Below are 16,551 nucleotides of genomic sequence, written 5' to 3' on the forward strand. Positions count from 1 at the left end.
ATCACCCCTTGATGCCGGCTCCGATGTCGGAGGCCGTGAAGTAGCGCTGGAACAGGCAGAACAGGATCACCACGGGGAAGGCGAGCGTGCAGGCGCCGGCGAGGATCGCGCCGTTGGGGTTCGCGACCGTCCCCGCGACGTTGTTGATGTAGTTGGCGAGCGCCACCGCCAGCGGCTGCATCGATGACTCCTTGGTGATGAGGAACGGCCAGAGGAACTCGTTCCACGGCCCGATGAAGGTGATCAGCACGACTGTCGCGATCGCAGGGCGGACCATGGGGATCGCGATGGACCACAGCACGCGCAGCTCGCTCGCGCCGTCGATGCGGGCGGCCTCGAAGATCGACTCCGGCAGGCTTCGGAAGAACTGGCGGAAGATGAACACCGCCGTGGTGTTGATGAGCGAGGGCAGGATCATCCCTGCATAGGTGTCGCCGAGCCCGTAGTTCCCGGCGATCTGGACGTAGAGCGGGATCATCAGCAGTTGGAAGGGCACCATCTGGACGCCCAGCATGATCACGAACAGCGCGCCGCGGCCCCGCCATCGGAGTCTGGCGAGGGCGTACCCGGCGGCCAGTCCGAACACGAGGGTTCCCGCGAGGACGCCGGCGGTGAAGACGAGCGAGTTCACGAGTGCCCGCAGCAGCCCGAGGCGCTCATTGATCGTCGTGAAGTTCTCGAGCGTCCATCCGCCCCGGGGAGCCAGTGCCGACAGGCTCGTCGTCGGGTCCTCCTGGAACGCCCCGATCGCCATGAAGTAGAAGGGGAAGATGAAGACCAGCGCGATGACGGCGAGCACCGTGTACACGGCTCCCCGCGAGGCGCGCTTGCGGTGCGCGTGGTCCGGGGCGTTCCCGGCGGTCGACCGATCGACGGACATCTCAGTCCTCCTTCGTCAGGCGGGTCGATATCAGTGACAGCAGGCCGACGAGGATCACGAGGATCACGCCGATCGCCGAGGCGAGGTCCGGGTTCCCCTGCTGGATCCCCTTCTGGTAGATCAGCAGGACGGGCGAGGCCGATGCCCCGTCGGGCCCGCCGCCGTTGGTGAGCAGGTAGGGCTCGGTGAACAGGTTCGAGCCGGTGATGATGGCGAGGATCAGCACGAGCAGGGTCGTGGAGCGGACCCCCGGGACGGTGATGTGCAGGAAGCGCTTCGCCGCCCCGGCGCCGTCGACCTGCGCGGACTCGTAGAGCTCCTTGGGGACGTTCTGCAGGGCGGCCAGGTACAGCAGGACGTAGAACCCGAGCTGCTTCCAGGTCACGAACAGGGCGATGGAGGGCATCGCCAAATGGGAGTTCACGAGCCATGACGGATCAGGGGCCAGCGGACCGAGGATCGAGTTCACCAGCCCGTCCTGCGAGAACATCAGCATCCAGACGCCGATCAGGGACACGCTCGCCGTCACGTAGGGGACGTAGAAGGCGACCCGGAAGGCCGCTGTCCAGCGCGTCAGCGAGTTCAGCGCCGAGGCGAGCACCATCGAGAGGATCACCGTCAGCGGGACGTTGATGACCAGGAACACCGCGATGTTCGCGAAGGAGCCGAGGACTCGGGGATCGCTGAGCACGGCGCGGTAGTTCGAGAGCCCGACGAACGGGTGGTCGGCATGGACGCCGGGGGCCGTGAACACGTAGTCGAAGAACGAGATGTAGACGGCGTAGCCCAGCGGGTACGCCATCACCACCGCCAGGAAGACGATGTAGGGGAGGGACATGCCGAGCCCCAGCGGCTGTGTGCCGAGAAGGCGTCGCCACCACGGGTCGCGGGCGGAGGTGCGGGCGCGAGGCGCCGCGAGAGCGGAGGGAGCCGTCATCGTCATCACTCCTTGATCAGGGCGTCGATCTGACGGGCGACGTCCGAGAGACCCTGCTCGACGGAGTCGGTCCCGAAGATCACTGCCCCGGAGTACGCGTCGCGGAACCGCTGCCAGATCTCGATCCCACCGGAGACGTACGGGACGTCGGCCACGCGGTCCGCCTGGTCGGCGAAGCTCGTGTAGTCGGGGTTCTTCTCGAAGTAGTCCGGATACACGGAGGCGAGGTCCTGGCGCAGTGGCATCTGCCCCGTCAGCTCGAGCAGCTTCCCGTCCCACTCCTCGTCGGTCGCGAAGGCCAGGAAATCCCAGGCGGTGAGCCGGTTCCGGCTCGTCGAGCACAGCGAGACGTTCTTCGAGTCGGCGAAGGTGATGGTCTTCCCGGCGGGGATGCCCTCGGCCGTGGGGACGGGCATGAAGCCGTAGTCGATCGCATCCTTGTAGGTCGCGATCGCGTAGGGGCCCGCCAGCTGCATCGCGGTGGCGCCCGTGGTCATGGCGTCATCGGTCGACTGCTCGCGCGGGGCCAGCTCCTCGTCGTACATGGACCGCCACATGCGGGCGACGGCCAGGCCGTCGGGTGAGTCGAAGGTCGTCGAACCGTCCTCGATGAGCCGGGTCCCGCTGGTCTGGGCGAGGTAGAGCGGGTAGAAGTCCGACCACGGCTGGTAGAAGTCGCTCGTCGGCGAGGGCCAGATCGCGGATCCGGCGGCCCCGGAGGAGACGATGCGCCGGGAGGCGTCCAGGAGCTGGTCGAAGGTGTCGAGGCCCGGCTCCTCCGCGTCGAGGCCGGCATCGGCGAAGATCTTCCGGTTGTACATGAGCATGACGGGGTTGGACTTCCACGGCAGCTGGTAGTAGCCGCCCTTCCCCTCGTCCTCGGCATAGTCGCGGGCGCGCGTGCCGCCGCGCTCCTCGATGTGGCGGCGGCCGCCCTCGAAGGTGGTCAGGTCGACGAGACCGCCGGCACGCACCCAGTCCGGGAGCGCCGCGGGGGAGATGTTGAAGATGAGGTCCGGGGTGGTCCCGGCGACGATCGCCGCTGTGATCGCCTCCTCGGAGCTCGATCCTGCCGGGATCTCCTGGAGCGTGACCTGCTCGTCCTCGTGCTCGGTGTTCCAGGCCTCGCAGACGGCCCTGCCCCAGGCGAGCTCCTGTTCGTTGGTGGAGACCCAGATGCTGATGGGGCCGCGGGCGGTCGCGGCCTCCTGGGAGTCCACGGCGCTGCGACCGCACGCCGCGAGGGCGAGCGGGAGGGCGAGCGCGGCGGTGCCGAAGGTGCGGCGGGTGAGGGTCCTCATCGATCTCCTCAGGGACGGGCGGCTTCGTGAGCCGAGGGGCGGGGGTGCGCGGCTGCGGTGCGCGCGGACGGTCAGACGGTGGGCGGGGGTGCGAGGCTTCCCCGGCGCACCACGCGATTGCCCTCGACTTCCACGCACTGCGGGGCCGCACCGGTGAGCACGGCCAGAAGGGTGCGCGCCGCGGCCTCCCCGCGGACCTCTGCCCCTGTCGACACCGAGGTGAGGCCGGGGGAGAGGTGCGCGGAGAGCTCCGAGTCGTCGAAGCCGGTGATCGAGAGGTCCTCGGGAACCCGCAGCCCGATGCTGCGTGCATAGGAGAGGCCGGCGATCGCCATCACGTCGTTGGCGAAGACGATCGCCGTCGGCCGGTCGCCGCCCGGGATCGGCACGGTGCCATCGGCCGAATCACGGGGCCCTGTCGACCCGAGCAGCTGCGCGGCGGCGGCGCGTCCAGAGGCTGCAGTGAAGTCGCCCTCGAGGATCCGGGCTTCCTCCAGTCCGTGCCGATGCATCGCCTCCTCGAAGGCGCGGCGACGGGTCGCCGCGTGGACGTAGCGCAGAGGGCCTGCGACGTGGGCGATGCGCTCGTGGCCGGCCTCGACCAGAAGGTCCACGAGCTCATGGACGGCGGAGGCGTCGTCGGTCCAGACCACGGGGAGATCGACGTCCGATCCGGCCGAGGGCTGCTCGCCGGTGAGCACGACGGCGCTCAGTCCGAGGTCGCGCACGAGCGCGGGCCGGGTGTCGTCCTGCTCGACGTCCAGCAGGATCACGCCGTCGACGCGGCCGGCCGCATAGCGCTCGTAGACCGCGGCCTCGGCGTCGGAGTCCTCGACGACATGGAGCATGAGGCCCATTCCGGCCTCCGTCAGCACGGCCTCGCAGCCGGCGATGAAGCGGGAGAAGAAGGTGTCGGTGGCGATCACGTCGGGACGCCTGTTGAGCACCAGACCGATGCTCCCGGTGCGGGAGGTCGCCAGGGCCCGGGCGCTCTGGCTGGGGGTCCAGCGCAGTTCCTCGGCCGCGGCGAAGATGCGTCGGCGCGTCTCCTCTGCGACCGGCCGGTTCCCCGAGTACGCGAGGGAGACGGTCCCCTTGGACACTCCCGCGACGCGGGCGACGTCGCCGATGGTTGCTCGGGGCATCAGGCACCTCCTCGTGGACCGGGTCGAGCAGCGTCGGCGCGCGAAGGCCACATGCGCACCGGTGCGGACACACGTCATCAAACCGGTTTGCATTCGCCGTGTCAAGGGTTCCCTGCAGCCCCCGGCCGTTCCGTGGGGGTCGGCGATGCGAGTCGCCGCGAGGGGTGCGGGTCGCGGGAGAGCGCGTGCTCCCCGCCGCAGGGCGAGACCATTCCGAGACCTCCCGCCTCTTGTGATGCACACCATGTGCAACGTTAGAATCGCCGCGACACCACCGGATGGAGGAGGACGACGACGTCCTGCCCGGTGGAGGCCCAGGGAGGTCACCATGACGCGACGGAGCGCACGGAACAGCGACGATCACTCGATGCGGGACGCAGGGCGGCTGCGGAGGGGCCCGGTCGACGGCGACGGGATCTCCCGGGCACCGCTCAGCCGGCGCAGCGCCCTCGGCCTCGCGGGCGCGTCGGCGATGGGACTGGGTCTAGCTGCCTGCGGCGGCAATACCGGCGGGCTGACCAAGGGCGGCGGCAGTGACGGCGGTGGCGGCGGGATCAGCCAGTGGTACCACCAGTACGGGGAGGACGGCACGCAGGACGCCGCGAAGAAGTACGCCGCGGCCTACGACAAGAACGATGTCACCGTGAACTGGGTGATGGGCGACTACGCCGCGAAGCTCTCCACGAGCCTGCTCTCGGGCAACGGCGTCGACGTGTTCGAGAACAACGCGATCGCCGTCGACCAGGCCAAGCAGGGGCGCTACGCCGACCTCTCCTCGATCATGGAGCCGGTCAAGGACCAGTTCAACCCGGCGTCGCTGAACACGGTGACGATCGACGGCAAGATCTGGGGCGTCCCGATGATCCTGGATCCCCAGCACTTCTACTACCGCAAGTCGATGTTCGAGAAGGCCGGCATCGAGGTCCCGAAGACCATGGCCGACCTCGCGGACGCGGCCAAGGAGCTCACCGGCGGCAAGCAGAAGGGCCTGTTCCTGGGGAACAACTTCGACGCGACCTGCTGGACGATGATCTGGGCCGCGGGCGGCAGCCCGATGAACGAGGCGAGGGACGCCGTCGGCTACAACACGCCGGGCATGGTCGAGGGCCTCAAGCAGATCCAGCAGATGAAATCCGACAAGTCCCTGCTGACCGGCGCCCCGTCGGACTGGACCGACCCCGCGGCCTTCTCGACCGGCCTGTCGGCCATCACCTGGGGCGGATGCTGGGCGCTCCCGCAGCTCGAGGACGCGCTCGACGACGTCGGCGTCTTCCCCCATCCGGCCGTCGGCTCGGACGGGAAGCAGGTCGCGATGGTCGGCTCGTGGAACGAGCAGGTCGCGGGCGCCTCGAAGAACATCGAGGCAGCGACGGCCTTCGTGAAGTGGCTGTGGATCGACCAGACGGACGACCAGACCGACTGGGCCCTGAGCTACGGGTTCCACATCCCGCCGATCACCTCCGTGGCAGACAAGGCCGAGGCCCTGAAGTCCGGCAACGGGCTCGAGATCGCGACCATGGCGAAGGAGATGGGCGTCTCCGGGCCGCCCGAGTGGACCGGCGCCGTGAACACGCCGTTCACCGATGCCATCAGCAACATCCTCAAGAAGGGGGCGGATCCGGAGGCGGAGCTGTCCGCGGCGGAGGAGGCCAGCAACAAGGCAGTCGCGAAGTGAGCACCGCGACCGCGGGCAGGTCCTCGCGCGCCGCGCGGGCGCGCTCCCGCGACAGCTCCCACCCCACGCGCATCCGCGGGACCGGGGCCGCGTTCTGGCTGTTCTTCACCCCGTTCGCCGTCGGCCTGCTGATCTTCACGATCATCCCGCTCCTGTGGGGCGGGGCGCTGAGCTTCTTCGAGGCGAAGGGCACGGTGCTGCCCACGCAGTTCGTGGGCCTGGGGAACTTCAAGGACTTCCTGACCGACACGGCGTTCCTCTACTCCCTGCGCACCTTCACGATCTTCGCGATCTTCATCGTGCCGGTGACCATGGCGTCCTCCCTGTTCCTCGCGGTGCTGGTCAACGGCATCCCGCGGTTCCAGGCGTTCTACCGCTCCGTGTTCTTCCTGCCGACGGCCTGCAGCTACGTCGTCGCCTCGGTCGTGTGGCGGCTGGGACTGTTCAACGGTCTGGACTCCGGCGTCGTGAACACGATGCTCTCGGGCATCGGACTCGATCCGATCGCGGACTGGCTCTCGGCCTCCCCGTACTGGTGGGTCGTGCTGATCTCCGTGCGCCTGTGGATGCAGGTCGGGTTCTACATGCTGCTGTTCCTCGCGGGCCTGCAGGCGATCCCGTCCCAGCTCTACGAGGCGGCCGCGGTCGACGGCCTGAACCCCGGCGGCTGGCGCATGTTCCGCATGATCACGCTGCCCCAGCTGCGCACCACCTCGACGGCCGTGCTGCTCCTGCTGCTCATCGCGGCGTTCCAGGCGTTCGACGAGTTCTACAACCTCACCGGCAACAACCCGGAGACCCGCCCGCCGCTCGTCTACCTGTACAACATCGCGCTCGGACCCGAGCAGGACTTCGGGCACGGCAGCGCGGGCGCCCTCGTGCTCACCGCGATCATGGTCGTCGCCGGCCTCCTGCAGACGTGGATCATCGGCTTCGACAGCAACGACGACGCCCGCCGGCGCCGCCTGCCGTGGCGTCGACGCGGGCCCGTCGGGCCCGTCGGTGCCGTCGGCGCCGGAGCCGGCGCGGGAGTGGGGACGACGGTCACCGCGGATCTCGCGGGCACCGGCGCGCCCCCGGGCCCGTCGGCCGACGTTCCCTCCGACCCGTCGGCTGATGGGAACCGCCCCGCCGCCGCGGCGGCACCGGAGATCATCCGGCCCGACGGAGGAGACCGCTCATGAGCACCCTGACGATGGCCGGCTACCGGCGCCGCCGCGGCGGACTGATCGTCCGCTACGTGGTCGCATCCCTGCTCGCGCTGGTGTTCCTGGTGCCGTTCTACGCGATGGTGAAGACGGCGCTGTCCACGAACGACGAGATCTACTCGACGACCTTCACGTTCTGGCCGTCGGACCCGCAGTGGGGCAGGATCCCCGAGGTGCTGAGCGATCCGCGGTTCCTGGACGCGCTGAAGAACTCGGCGATCATGGCCGTGGTCGCAACGAGCCTGTCGATCCTCATCGCCGCGCTCGCCGGCTACGCCCTCGCGCGGATCCCCAACCGGTTCGCGCGGCCCATGTTCATGATGGTCGTGATCGTGCTGCTGATCCCGGGCACCACGGCGTTCGTCCCGAACTTCATCATCGTGGCCTCGCTGGGGTGGATCGGCACGCTGCGCGGCCTGATCATCCCGGGCCTGTTCGGCGCGTTCAACGTGTTCCTCTTCCGCCAGTTCTACGTGAACTTCCCGAAGGAGGTCGAGGAGGCGGCGCACATCGACGGCGCCGGGTACTTCCGCACGTTCTTCCAGGTCATCTTCCCCAACACGCTGCCCTTCGCCTCGGCGCTGACCGTGCTGGGGCTGATCGGCTCGTGGAACGCCTTCCTGTGGCCGCTGGTGGTCGCCGGATCGGGGCAGAGCGCGAACACGGTGCAGATCTACCTGTCCTCCTTCCTCACCGCCCAGACCTTCGACTACGAGGGGCTGTTCATGGCGGCGACGCTCAGCCTGATCCCGGTGCTCGCGATCTTCTTCTTCCTCCAGCGCTATCTGGTGGCGGGCATCGCGGCGACGGGGCTCAAGGGATGAGTGCGCCCGCCTACGGGCATCCGCTCCCCGACCCGGACGTGGTGCGGACGGACGACGGCTGGATCGCCTACGGCACGGGGCCGCGCACGGCGGACGGCCGCGCGGTCCCCGCCGCCGTCTCTCCCGACCTGCGCACGTGGGAGGCCGTCGGCGAGGTGCTCGAGGCGCTGCCCGAGGAGGCCGGCGAGTCCTACTGGGCCCCCGAGGTCTGCGAGCGCGACGGCGCCTGGTGGATGTACTACTCGGTGGGGCACGGCGATCGCGGGCACCATCTGCGGGTCGCCCGCGCCCGGACCCCGCGCGGTCCCTTCCGCGACCAGGGGGTCGACCTCACCCCGGGGGAGCTCTTCGCGATCGACGCGTCGCCGTTCCGAGCGGCCGACGGGAGCTGGTGGCTGTTCTTCGCGCGCGACGTCCTGGACGCCGAGCGTGTGGGCACGCACCTCGCGGTCGCGCCGCTGCCCGAGCCGACGCGGATCGGGGAGGTCGTCCCGGTGCTCGCCCCGGACGCCGACTGGCAGATCTTTGCGCGCGACCGCCCGATGCACGGCGGCGTCCACGACTGGCACACGCTCGAGGGAGCCCACGTGCTCGAGCGCGAGGGCGTGCTCTTCCTCAGCTACTCGGGCGGCTCCTACCAGGGGGCCGGCTACCGGACGGCCTGGGCGTGGGCCCGTCATCCCACCGGACCGTGGAACCGGCCGGCCGACGGCGAGGACATCCTGCTGGCCACCGACGAGACCACGGGGCTCATCGGACCGGGGCACAACTCGTTCACCACCGGGCCGGACGGAGAGGACGTGATCGCCTTCCACGCTTGGGACCCCGAGCGCACGGGGCGGTACATGCACCTGCGGCGCCTCGAGGTCGATCCGAGGGGGCCCGGCCTGCGCGTCGTGGACTGAGCGCCGCGCGGCCGGGCGGGCCGTCGTGCGTCGGCCCACCCGACCGTGCGTCGCCCGACCCGCGTCACCCGACCCGCGTCAGTCGGCGTCGCCGGACGACGCGGCGTGCCGCGCCCTGAGCGCTCCCGCGAGGCCCATCGCCACGCCGATCAGCAGCCAGATCCCGAGCACCGACAGGTCCTGGACCGGATTGACCCAGCCGCCGCCGATCACGCCCCGGAAGGCGTCGATCGCGTGGGTCATCGGCAGGTACGGGTGGAAGAACCGCAGGAAGGCGGGGATCGTCTGCACCGGGTAGGTGCCTCCGCCGGCGGCGATCTGCAGGGCCACGAGGATCAGTCCCACGAACTTGCCGATCGGGCCGAACACGGCGCCGAAGCCGTGGTTCAGGGCGACGAACACGAGGGACGTGAACGCGGCCAGCAGGTACATCCACCCCAGGTGCATGACGTCGATGCCGACGGCAAGGTGGAGGACCGCCACGGCCATCGCCGACTCGACGACGCCCAGGACGAACGCCGGCAGCAGGCCGCCCACCAGCAGCTTGACGGCCCCGACGCCGCGCCGCGCGGCGCGCTCGGAGAACGGCGGCATCATGAGGAACATCGACATGCCGCCGACCCACAGGCCGATGCACAGGAACAGCGGGGTGAGGCCCTCGCCGAAGCGGCCCACGTCGTTCGAGCGCTCGAAGTTCATGCCCACCGGGTCGCTCGCGACGTCGTCGAGGTTCTCGCGCTCGGCGTCGCTGTAGTCAGGCACCTCGTCCTGGGCGTCGACGAGCCCGCTGTGGAGCTGGTCCGCGCCGTCGACGAGCTGCACGGCGCCGTCGTCGAGCCGGTGTGCACCGTCGGCGAGCTGCGCGGAGCCGTCGGCCGCCTGCTGAGCTCCGTCGTCGAGCTGGACGGAGGAGGAGGCCAGCTGCTGCGCGCCGTCGTCGACGCGGGTGGCGCCGTCGTGCAGGTCCGACGCGCCCTGCGCCGCGGAGCCGGATGCATCGGCGAGCTGCGAGGAGCCGCTGGTGAGCGCCGAGCTGCCCGCGGCGAGCCGGTCGGCGCCCGAGCGGGCGCTGGAGACGCCGTCGGTGTACCGGCCGAGCCCGGAGTCGAGCGACTGCGCGCCGCTGTTCAGGGTGCCCGTGGAGCCGGCGAGCTGGTCGGCGCCGTCGGCGACCTGCTGGGCGCCGTCGTTCAGGCGGTGCACGTCGGACGCGCCGGACTGCAGCTCGTCGTAGGCGCCCGGGAGGGCCCCGGCGGCCTCGCGTGCCTGGTCGGCGAGGGCGTCGATGCGCTTCTTCGCCTCCGCTGTGTCGGTGCCCTGGGCGGCGGTGCGGGCGTCGTCGATCGCATCGGCGACGTCCGCGATGTCCTGCGCCTGCTCCTTCGCGGGGGTGCGCAGGGCGTCCATGGTCTCGCTCGCCGTGGCGGCCCGGTCCTGGATGTCGTCCAGGCGGGTCGCGAGGTCGTCGGCGGCCGTGGTGACGTCGTCCCCGAGCGAGTCGAGGTTCGCCGCGGACTTCTTCGCCTCGGCGGTGGCGTCGGCGGTCGTGGCGGCGTCGTCGGAGGCGGTGCTCGCCGAGTCCCGCAGGCCCTTCGAGTCAGCGGAGAGAGCGTCGAGCTGCTCGCAGATCTGCGCGTCGGCACCGGCCTTCGCGTCCCCGCCGCCGTCCGAGGCGCTGTCGGAGCCGTCGCCCGCGCCGTCGCCCGAGGCGGTGCACGCCTCGGCGATCGCATCGAGCCGCTTCGTGTAGTCGTCCACCGTGGAGGAGACGTCGCTCGCGGAGGTCTTCGACGACTGCGCCGCGTCATCGGCGTCGGTCGTCTCGCCCTTGAGGCCCGACGCGCCCTGCACTCCGTCCAGGGCGCTGCGCACCGTGGTGAGGTCCTCGCCGGCGGCCGTCACATCGTCGCCGAGGTCGGTCACGGCGGTGTCCGCCGTCTTCGCCTTCTCGGCGAGGTCGTCGGCCTTCTTCCGCAGGGCGCCGACGTCGTGCGAGGGATCGTCGAGCGCGTCGACGAGATCGTCGGCGGCGCCCGAGAGGTCGTCGATCGCCGAGGTCGCGTCCTGGGAGGCCTTGTCGACGGAGTCGGAGTCGATGCCGAGGTCGTCGGCCTTCTTCTGCGCATCGGTGACGGCCTTGTCGAGCGAGGCCGTGCCGTCGGCGACCTGGCGGGCCCCGGCGGCGAGGTCGGAGGCGCCGCCGTCGAGCCTCGAAGTGCCGTCGGCGAGCTTCGAGGAGCCGTCGCGCAGGGTCGAGCTGCTGCCGTCGAGAGTGGTGAGGCCCTGGTCAAGGGTGTTCGCGCCGCTGCTGAGGGTGACGGTGCCGTCGTGCAGCTCGACCGCGCCGCTGCGCAGCTGGGTGAGGCCGACGGCGAGGGTGCCGCTGCCGTCGACGAGCTGGCCGGTGCCGTCGGTCAGCTGCCCGGTGCCGTCGACGAGCTGACCGGTGCCGTCCGCGAGCTGCGAGGTGCCGTCCTCGAGGTCGTCGGCCCCGTCGGAGAGATCGGAGATGCCGTCCTTCAGGTCGCCCGCGCCGTCCTTCAGGTCTCCGGAGCCGTCGACCGCGTCGCCCAGCCCGTCGTGGATCGAGGAGAAGCCCACGTAGATCTGGTCGAGGTACTCGCTGGACAGGGAGCTGCGCAGCGAGTCGGTGAGGGCGGTGCCGATCGACTTCGTGAAGTTGCCGCTCACGTAGTTGATGGTGTCGTTCGTGCGCACATCGATGAGCGTCTGCGCGGCCTTCTCGGGATCGTCCGAGAGCTTCGAGACGTTGGAGGAGAAGTCCTTCGGGATCACGACGCTCGCCCCGTAGGTGCCGTCGGCCAGGCCCTTCTGCGCCGTCTCGGCGTCGACCTCGACGAAGCGGTAGACGGTGGGCTTGTCCAGATCGGTGAGGGTGTCGGCGAACTCCTCGCCCGCGTCGAGGTGCTTCTTCTCGCCCGACGGGGTCGTCAGGTCGGAGCCGGTGTCCTCGTTCACCACGGCCGCGGTGATGCGGTCCAGGTGGTTGTTGGGATCGGCGAAGGACCAGGTGAGGTTGCCGGAGTAGATGATCGGCACGAGCGAGAGCCCGGTGATGAACAGGGCGGCGATCGGCTTCGCCCACTCATCGGGGAGCACGCTGCGCAGGGAGCTGAGGAGTCGCGCGGGGGCACTTGTCTGAGGCACGGGAACGACGATACTTCCGGGAACTCAATACGTCGATGTATCGAGTCGAGGTGTGGCGGAGTGAATAGAGGAGACGTGCGAGGGCGGGGAGCGGCCGACGCGGCGCGCCGGTGGGGGCGGATGCAGGGCTGGGTGCCCGCGGATGCGGGGAGCGGCGGAGTGGACCGCTGTGTCGCGGCCCGGTCGGGACCGGAGAGGTCTCAGGCGGCGGGGCCGGACCCGGCGCGGGCCTCGGCCTGCTCCTCGCCGATCTCCTCCGCGGGGGTCAGCGGGCGGCGCTCGCGCGGGATGGGGCGCAGACCCCCGCGCGCGGCGGCGATCAGCAGCACGACCAGGCCGAGCACGAAGAGGACGCCCATCGAGGAGAAGGCCACCCGGTAGTCGTCCAGGCCAGGGCTCCCCGCGGGGGCGAGGAGATCGAGCACGAGGCCCACGAGGAACACGGAGACGAGCCCCGCGCCGAAGCCGCCGATGTTCACGAAGCCCACCGCCGTGCCCACCGACATCGGCTGCACTCCGGTGCGGGCGATGTCGAAGCCGAGGCCGCTGAGCGCCGCACCGAGCGCGAGGGCGCAGGCGAGCGGCACCAGGGCCAGCACGGAGTGCTCGCCGGGCACGGCGAGGGTCACCGCCCACAGGGCGGCCATCAGCGTCACGCCCACCGCCAGCACGCGCCCGCGACGCAGGGGGAAGCGCCCCGAGAGGGTCCCGATCACCGGGCCGAGCGTCATGCCGATGAGGACCTGGATGGTCAGCAGCGTCGAGACCTGGCCCATCGGCAGATGGTGTCCCGAGGACAGGAAGGGCACGCCCCACATGACCACGTACGTGTTCACGGCGAACAGAGTGATCCAGTGCGCGGCGAGGCCGGCCCAGGCGCCGGGCGAGGCGAGCACGTCCTTCAGCACCTGCACGGGCGAAGAGGCGAGCACGGGGATCGCGCCGGTGGGGAGCCCGTCCCGGGGCTCGTCGCGCACCAGCAGCAGGCATCCCAGACCCGCGACGAACACGAGCGCGGCGAGCAGGGAGAAGGCCGGGGCCCAGCCCGCGTGGGCGAGGATCGCGAAGAAGGGGATCGCGGAGATCACCTGGCCGGACTGGCCCAGCACACCCGTGAGCTGCGTGATCAGCGGGACGCGGCGCGCGGGGAACCAGGCGGCGGCCAGGCGGATCACGGAGATGAAGACGGCGGCGTCGCCCGCGCCGATCAGGACGCGTGCGGCGACGGCGAGGCCGAAGACGGTGCAGAACGCCATCCCGATCTGCCCGATGAGCATGAGCGCGCTGCCCGCGACGAGCATCCGTCGGGCCCCGAAGCGGTCCAGCAGCAGACCGGCGGGGAACTGCGCGGCGGCGTACGTGCCCAGCTGCACCATGCCGAACAGGGACAGGGCGGCCGAGCCGACGGAGAAGCGGTCGGCGGCCTGGACGCTCGCGACGCCGAAGCTCGTGCGGCCGGCGACGGTGACGATGTAGGCGAACATCGCGATGCCCCACAGGAACAGGGCGCGCCTGCCGCGTCGTGCGGCCTGGACACGGGGGTCGATCGTGGCGCGGCGGACGCGTGCGGCGCGGGCCCGCTCGCGCGCGGTCCGCTCGGGCGAGCAGCACTCGAGCGAGGAGGCGGACTCGGGGGTGCGGACGCTCGGGGAGGTCCGCGCGCCCTGCGAGTCGGTGGCGGAGGACGGGGCCGGGCCGGACATGGAGGAGCACCTGTTCTGCATGTTCTGCATGGGGGTTCTGCGTGGGGAGGCCGGCGCCCTTGCCGTGGGGGACGCTCCCAGGCTACGCCGGGCCTCCCGGTGCCCCTCGCGCGATGAGACGGGGCCGACGGCCGGCGGCTGCGGTGATTCGTCACAATCGCCCGGAGGCCGCCCACGACGCCGGGATTCTCACAGCGGCCGCGGCCCGCGCCGACGGTACCCTGAGGGATCAGACCCGGCCCGTGCGCCGTGCCGCCCGTCCTCCCGCGCGAAGCCCCAGCGGCCTCGCACGGGGCGCTGGGGCACGGCGGATCCGCGCGAGAGGCCTCGCGCCGTCGGCCCGGGTCGCACCGTCCCCGCACCGCTTCCGAGAGGGTCCCCTCGCATGGGTGAGCTGTCCATGACCTTCGAGATCACCTCCCTGGTGGTCCTCATCGCCATCATCGTGGGCGACCTGATCCTGGTCTCGCGCCGTCCGCACGTGCCCTCCATGAAGGAGTGCCTGGCATGGGTGGGCTTCTACGTGGCGCTGGCGCTGGTCTTCGCGCTGATCCTGTACTTCGTGGGCGACACGCGCCACGTCGCGGTCGAGTTCCTCACCGGTTGGCTCACGGAGTACTCGCTGAGCGTCGACAACCTCTTCGTGTTCATCCTGATCATGGGCAAGTTCGCGGTGCCCAAGAAGTACCAGCAGGAAGTGCTGATGGTGGGCATCATCATCGCGCTGATCGCCCGGGCGATCTTCATCCTGGTGGGCTCGGTCGCGATCTCCCACCTGTCCTGGATCTTCTACATCTTCGGCATCTTCCTGCTGTACACCGCGATCCGGCAGGTCAAGGGCGATGACGACGAGGACGACGGGGAGGACAGCGCGGTCCAGAAGTTCGTGGGCCGCTTCATCCACGTGCACGACGAGTACGACGGCAACAAGATCCGCACCGTGCTGGACGGCAAGAAGGTCTTCACGCCGATGCTCATGGTGTTCGTGGTCATCGGGCTCACGGACGTCATGTTCGCGATCGACTCGATCCCCGCGATCTTCGGCATCACCCAGAACCCGTTCATCGTGTTCACCGCGAACCTGTTCGCGCTCATGGGCCTGCGCCAGCTGTACTTCCTGCTGGGCGGCCTGGTCGATCGCCTCGCGTACCTGCACTACGGCATCGCCGCGATCCTCGCGTTCATCGGCGTGAAGCTGCTGATCCACGCCATCCACGAGGCCCCGCTCGAGTTCATCCCCGGCTTCGAGGTCCTCGAGAAGCTGCCGGAGATCGGCACTGCGGCCTCCCTCATCGTGATCATCGGCGCCATGGCCATCGCGACCGTCGCCTCCCTGCTCTGGGCCCCCAAGGGGGAGCCCGAGGAGGTCGCCTCCGGCTCCGGGGACGACCAGCAGCAGGGCTGACCGCAGGTCGCTCCCGAGCGGGCGGTGGCTGCTCGCCGTCTCAGGCCGGCAGGTCCACGACCCACGACTCGCGCGGCAGCGTCGCGGGATCCCAGCGTTCGAGCACGTCCCGCGCGCTGCGGCATCCTTCGAGCCCGAGCGAGGCGCCGATCCGCTCCACCACGTCACCGACGTCCTCGCCGCGCTCGAGCCGATCGCGCAGGGTGACCGCGCCGTCGCGCTTCGCCAGGCGCGCGCCGCTCGGAGCGACCGCGAGCGGGACGTGCGCGTACTCCATCGGAGCGGTCGGATCCGGCGCGGCCGCCAGGTCGGCGCCTCCCAGAAGATGGTCCAGATACGCCTGACGAGGGGCGGAGCTCAGCAGGTCGTCGGCCCGCACCACCTGGTCCACGCCCTGCGCGGCGTCGTCGACGACGACCGCGAGGTTGTAGGCGACCACGCCGTCGCCGCGGCGCAGCACGAGGTCGTCGACCGTGCCGGTGACCTCACCCGCGAACATGTCGTGGATCGCCCACTCGGCGACCCCCGCGCGGAGCCGCAGGGCAGGCTCACGCCGCAGCTCGCGCATCCTCGCGCATCCGCGCTCGCGCGCGCTCTCGTCCAGATCCCGGCATGTGCCCGGGTAGGCGCCGGGCGGGGCATGCGGGGCCGACGGCGCCTCGAGGATCTCCCGCCGCGTGCAGTAGCACTCGTAGACCAGTCCCGCGTCGGCGAGCCGCCCGATCGCGGCGTCGTAGGCCTCGGCGCGCCGGGACTGGTGCATGACGTCCCCGTCCCAGTCCAGGCCGATCGCGCCGAGGTCCTCGAGCTGGCGCCCCTCTGCGCCCTCGCGCACCCGATCCAGGTCCTCGACGCGCAGCCGGAACGCGAGGCCGCTGCGGCGCGCGAGCACCCAGGCCAGGATCGCCGTGCGCAGGTTCCCCAGATGCAGGTCGCCGCTCGGAGATGGGGCGTAGCGGCCGGCGGGCGAATCGGCTTCGGGCATGGTCACAGTCTGGCATCGTGGGCTGTCGACCGATGCGAGAGCGTCGACGGAAGGGGAACGATGAGTGCTGCACCGAAACCCGTTCGGTCCGCCGGTGGCGAGACCGTGCTGATCCTGCGGATCGTCCTGTGGGTGTGCGCGGCCGTGGCCCTGATCGGGATCGTCCTCGCGGGCCTCGGAGAGGTCTGGACCCTCACCACGGCCGATGACGCCGAGGGCGCGAACATCGGCGCCGGTCTCGTGATCCTCGCCGGGGGTCTTCTGGGCGTGCTCGGCCTGGTGGGCTGCGCCGTCGCCCTGCTGGGCCGGTGGGCGCTGCGACGCCGGACCCGAACCGACCGGGCGCGCTGAACCGGAGACCGCTGCAGCGGCCGTCGAGGACCGCGATGCCGGCGACGGCGGAGACGCCGTCGCC

The 16,551-nt window shown here is 70.7% G+C and carries 13 protein-coding genes; 6 read left to right on the forward strand and 7 right to left on the reverse strand.

What is annotated here, in order from left to right:
* Position 1 precedes the first annotated feature (1 nt).
* The 4 genes from ACFQ53_RS15580 to ACFQ53_RS15595 form a co-directional block, all read right to left on the reverse strand.
* On the reverse strand, positions 2-880 hold the full coding sequence (locus tag ACFQ53_RS15580; RefSeq protein WP_377861238.1) for a carbohydrate ABC transporter permease: 879 nt from the start codon (positions 878-880) through the stop codon (positions 2-4).
* A gap of 1 nt (position 881) precedes the next feature.
* Positions 882-1,817 carry a carbohydrate ABC transporter permease gene (locus ACFQ53_RS15585; RefSeq protein ID WP_377861240.1) on the reverse strand — a complete coding sequence of 312 codons (936 nt, stop codon included), beginning with the start codon at positions 1,815-1,817 and terminating at the stop codon, positions 882-884.
* Positions 1,818-1,822: 5 nt separating this feature from the next.
* Positions 1,823-3,118, reverse strand: coding sequence for an extracellular solute-binding protein (locus ACFQ53_RS15590; RefSeq protein WP_377861242.1), 1,296 nt, complete (start codon positions 3,116-3,118; stop codon positions 1,823-1,825).
* A gap of 71 nt (positions 3,119-3,189) precedes the next feature.
* Positions 3,190-4,263 carry a LacI family DNA-binding transcriptional regulator gene (locus ACFQ53_RS15595; RefSeq protein ID WP_377861244.1) on the reverse strand — a complete coding sequence of 358 codons (1,074 nt, stop codon included), beginning with the start codon at positions 4,261-4,263 and terminating at the stop codon, positions 3,190-3,192.
* Between the two features lie 328 nt (positions 4,264-4,591).
* Here ACFQ53_RS15595 and ACFQ53_RS15600 point away from each other — a divergent pair, with 328 nt between their 5' ends.
* Genes ACFQ53_RS15600 through ACFQ53_RS15615 form a run of 4 tightly spaced genes read left to right on the forward strand, consistent with a single transcriptional unit; the run spans position 4,592 to position 8,875 of the window.
* A complete protein-coding gene (locus tag ACFQ53_RS15600; protein ID WP_377861246.1) occupies positions 4,592-5,938 on the forward strand; it encodes an ABC transporter substrate-binding protein in 1,347 nt (448 codons plus the stop codon).
* Positions 5,935-7,122: a carbohydrate ABC transporter permease gene (locus tag ACFQ53_RS15605; protein WP_377861249.1), complete on the forward strand. Its 1,188-nt coding sequence runs from the start codon at positions 5,935-5,937 to the stop codon at positions 7,120-7,122. Before ACFQ53_RS15600 ends, ACFQ53_RS15605 begins: the two co-directional genes overlap by 4 nt.
* Complete coding sequence (locus tag ACFQ53_RS15610; RefSeq protein ID WP_377861251.1) at positions 7,119-7,970, forward strand: carbohydrate ABC transporter permease; 852 nt, start codon at positions 7,119-7,121, stop codon at positions 7,968-7,970. The genes ACFQ53_RS15605 and ACFQ53_RS15610 overlap by 4 nt, the downstream gene beginning before the upstream one ends.
* A complete protein-coding gene (locus ACFQ53_RS15615; RefSeq protein WP_377861253.1) occupies positions 7,967-8,875 on the forward strand; it encodes a glycoside hydrolase family 43 protein in 909 nt (302 codons plus the stop codon). Before ACFQ53_RS15610 ends, ACFQ53_RS15615 begins: the two co-directional genes overlap by 4 nt.
* Before the next feature lie 78 nt (positions 8,876-8,953).
* On the opposite strand, the gene ACFQ53_RS15620 is transcribed toward ACFQ53_RS15615, so the two are convergent.
* Both ACFQ53_RS15620 and ACFQ53_RS15625 read right to left on the reverse strand, forming a co-directional pair.
* Positions 8,954-12,043: a YhgE/Pip family protein gene (locus tag ACFQ53_RS15620; RefSeq protein WP_377861256.1), complete on the reverse strand. Its 3,090-nt coding sequence runs from the start codon at positions 12,041-12,043 to the stop codon at positions 8,954-8,956.
* Positions 12,044-12,243: 200 nt separating this feature from the next.
* Positions 12,244-13,746: a nitrate/nitrite transporter gene (locus ACFQ53_RS15625; protein ID WP_377861258.1), complete on the reverse strand. Its 1,503-nt coding sequence runs from the start codon at positions 13,744-13,746 to the stop codon at positions 12,244-12,246.
* 385 nt (positions 13,747-14,131) lie between these two features.
* Here ACFQ53_RS15625 and ACFQ53_RS15630 point away from each other — a divergent pair, with 385 nt between their 5' ends.
* Positions 14,132-15,151 carry a TerC/Alx family metal homeostasis membrane protein gene (locus ACFQ53_RS15630; protein ID WP_377861260.1) on the forward strand — a complete coding sequence of 340 codons (1,020 nt, stop codon included), beginning with the start codon at positions 14,132-14,134 and terminating at the stop codon, positions 15,149-15,151.
* 40 nt (positions 15,152-15,191) lie between these two features.
* On the opposite strand, the gene gluQRS is transcribed toward ACFQ53_RS15630, so the two are convergent.
* Positions 15,192-16,136, reverse strand: coding sequence for a tRNA glutamyl-Q(34) synthetase GluQRS (gene gluQRS, locus ACFQ53_RS15635; protein ID WP_377861264.1), 945 nt, complete (start codon positions 16,134-16,136; stop codon positions 15,192-15,194).
* Positions 16,137-16,196: 60 nt separating this feature from the next.
* Here gluQRS and ACFQ53_RS15640 point away from each other — a divergent pair, with 60 nt between their 5' ends.
* Positions 16,197-16,487 carry a hypothetical protein gene (locus ACFQ53_RS15640; RefSeq protein WP_377861266.1) on the forward strand — a complete coding sequence of 97 codons (291 nt, stop codon included), beginning with the start codon at positions 16,197-16,199 and terminating at the stop codon, positions 16,485-16,487.
* The last annotated feature ends 64 nt before the right edge of the window (positions 16,488-16,551 follow it).

Source organism: Brachybacterium sp. NPDC056505 (assembly GCF_042794925.1).
In the GTDB taxonomy this organism is placed as follows: Bacteria; Actinomycetota; Actinomycetes; order Actinomycetales; family Dermabacteraceae; genus Brachybacterium; species Brachybacterium kimchii.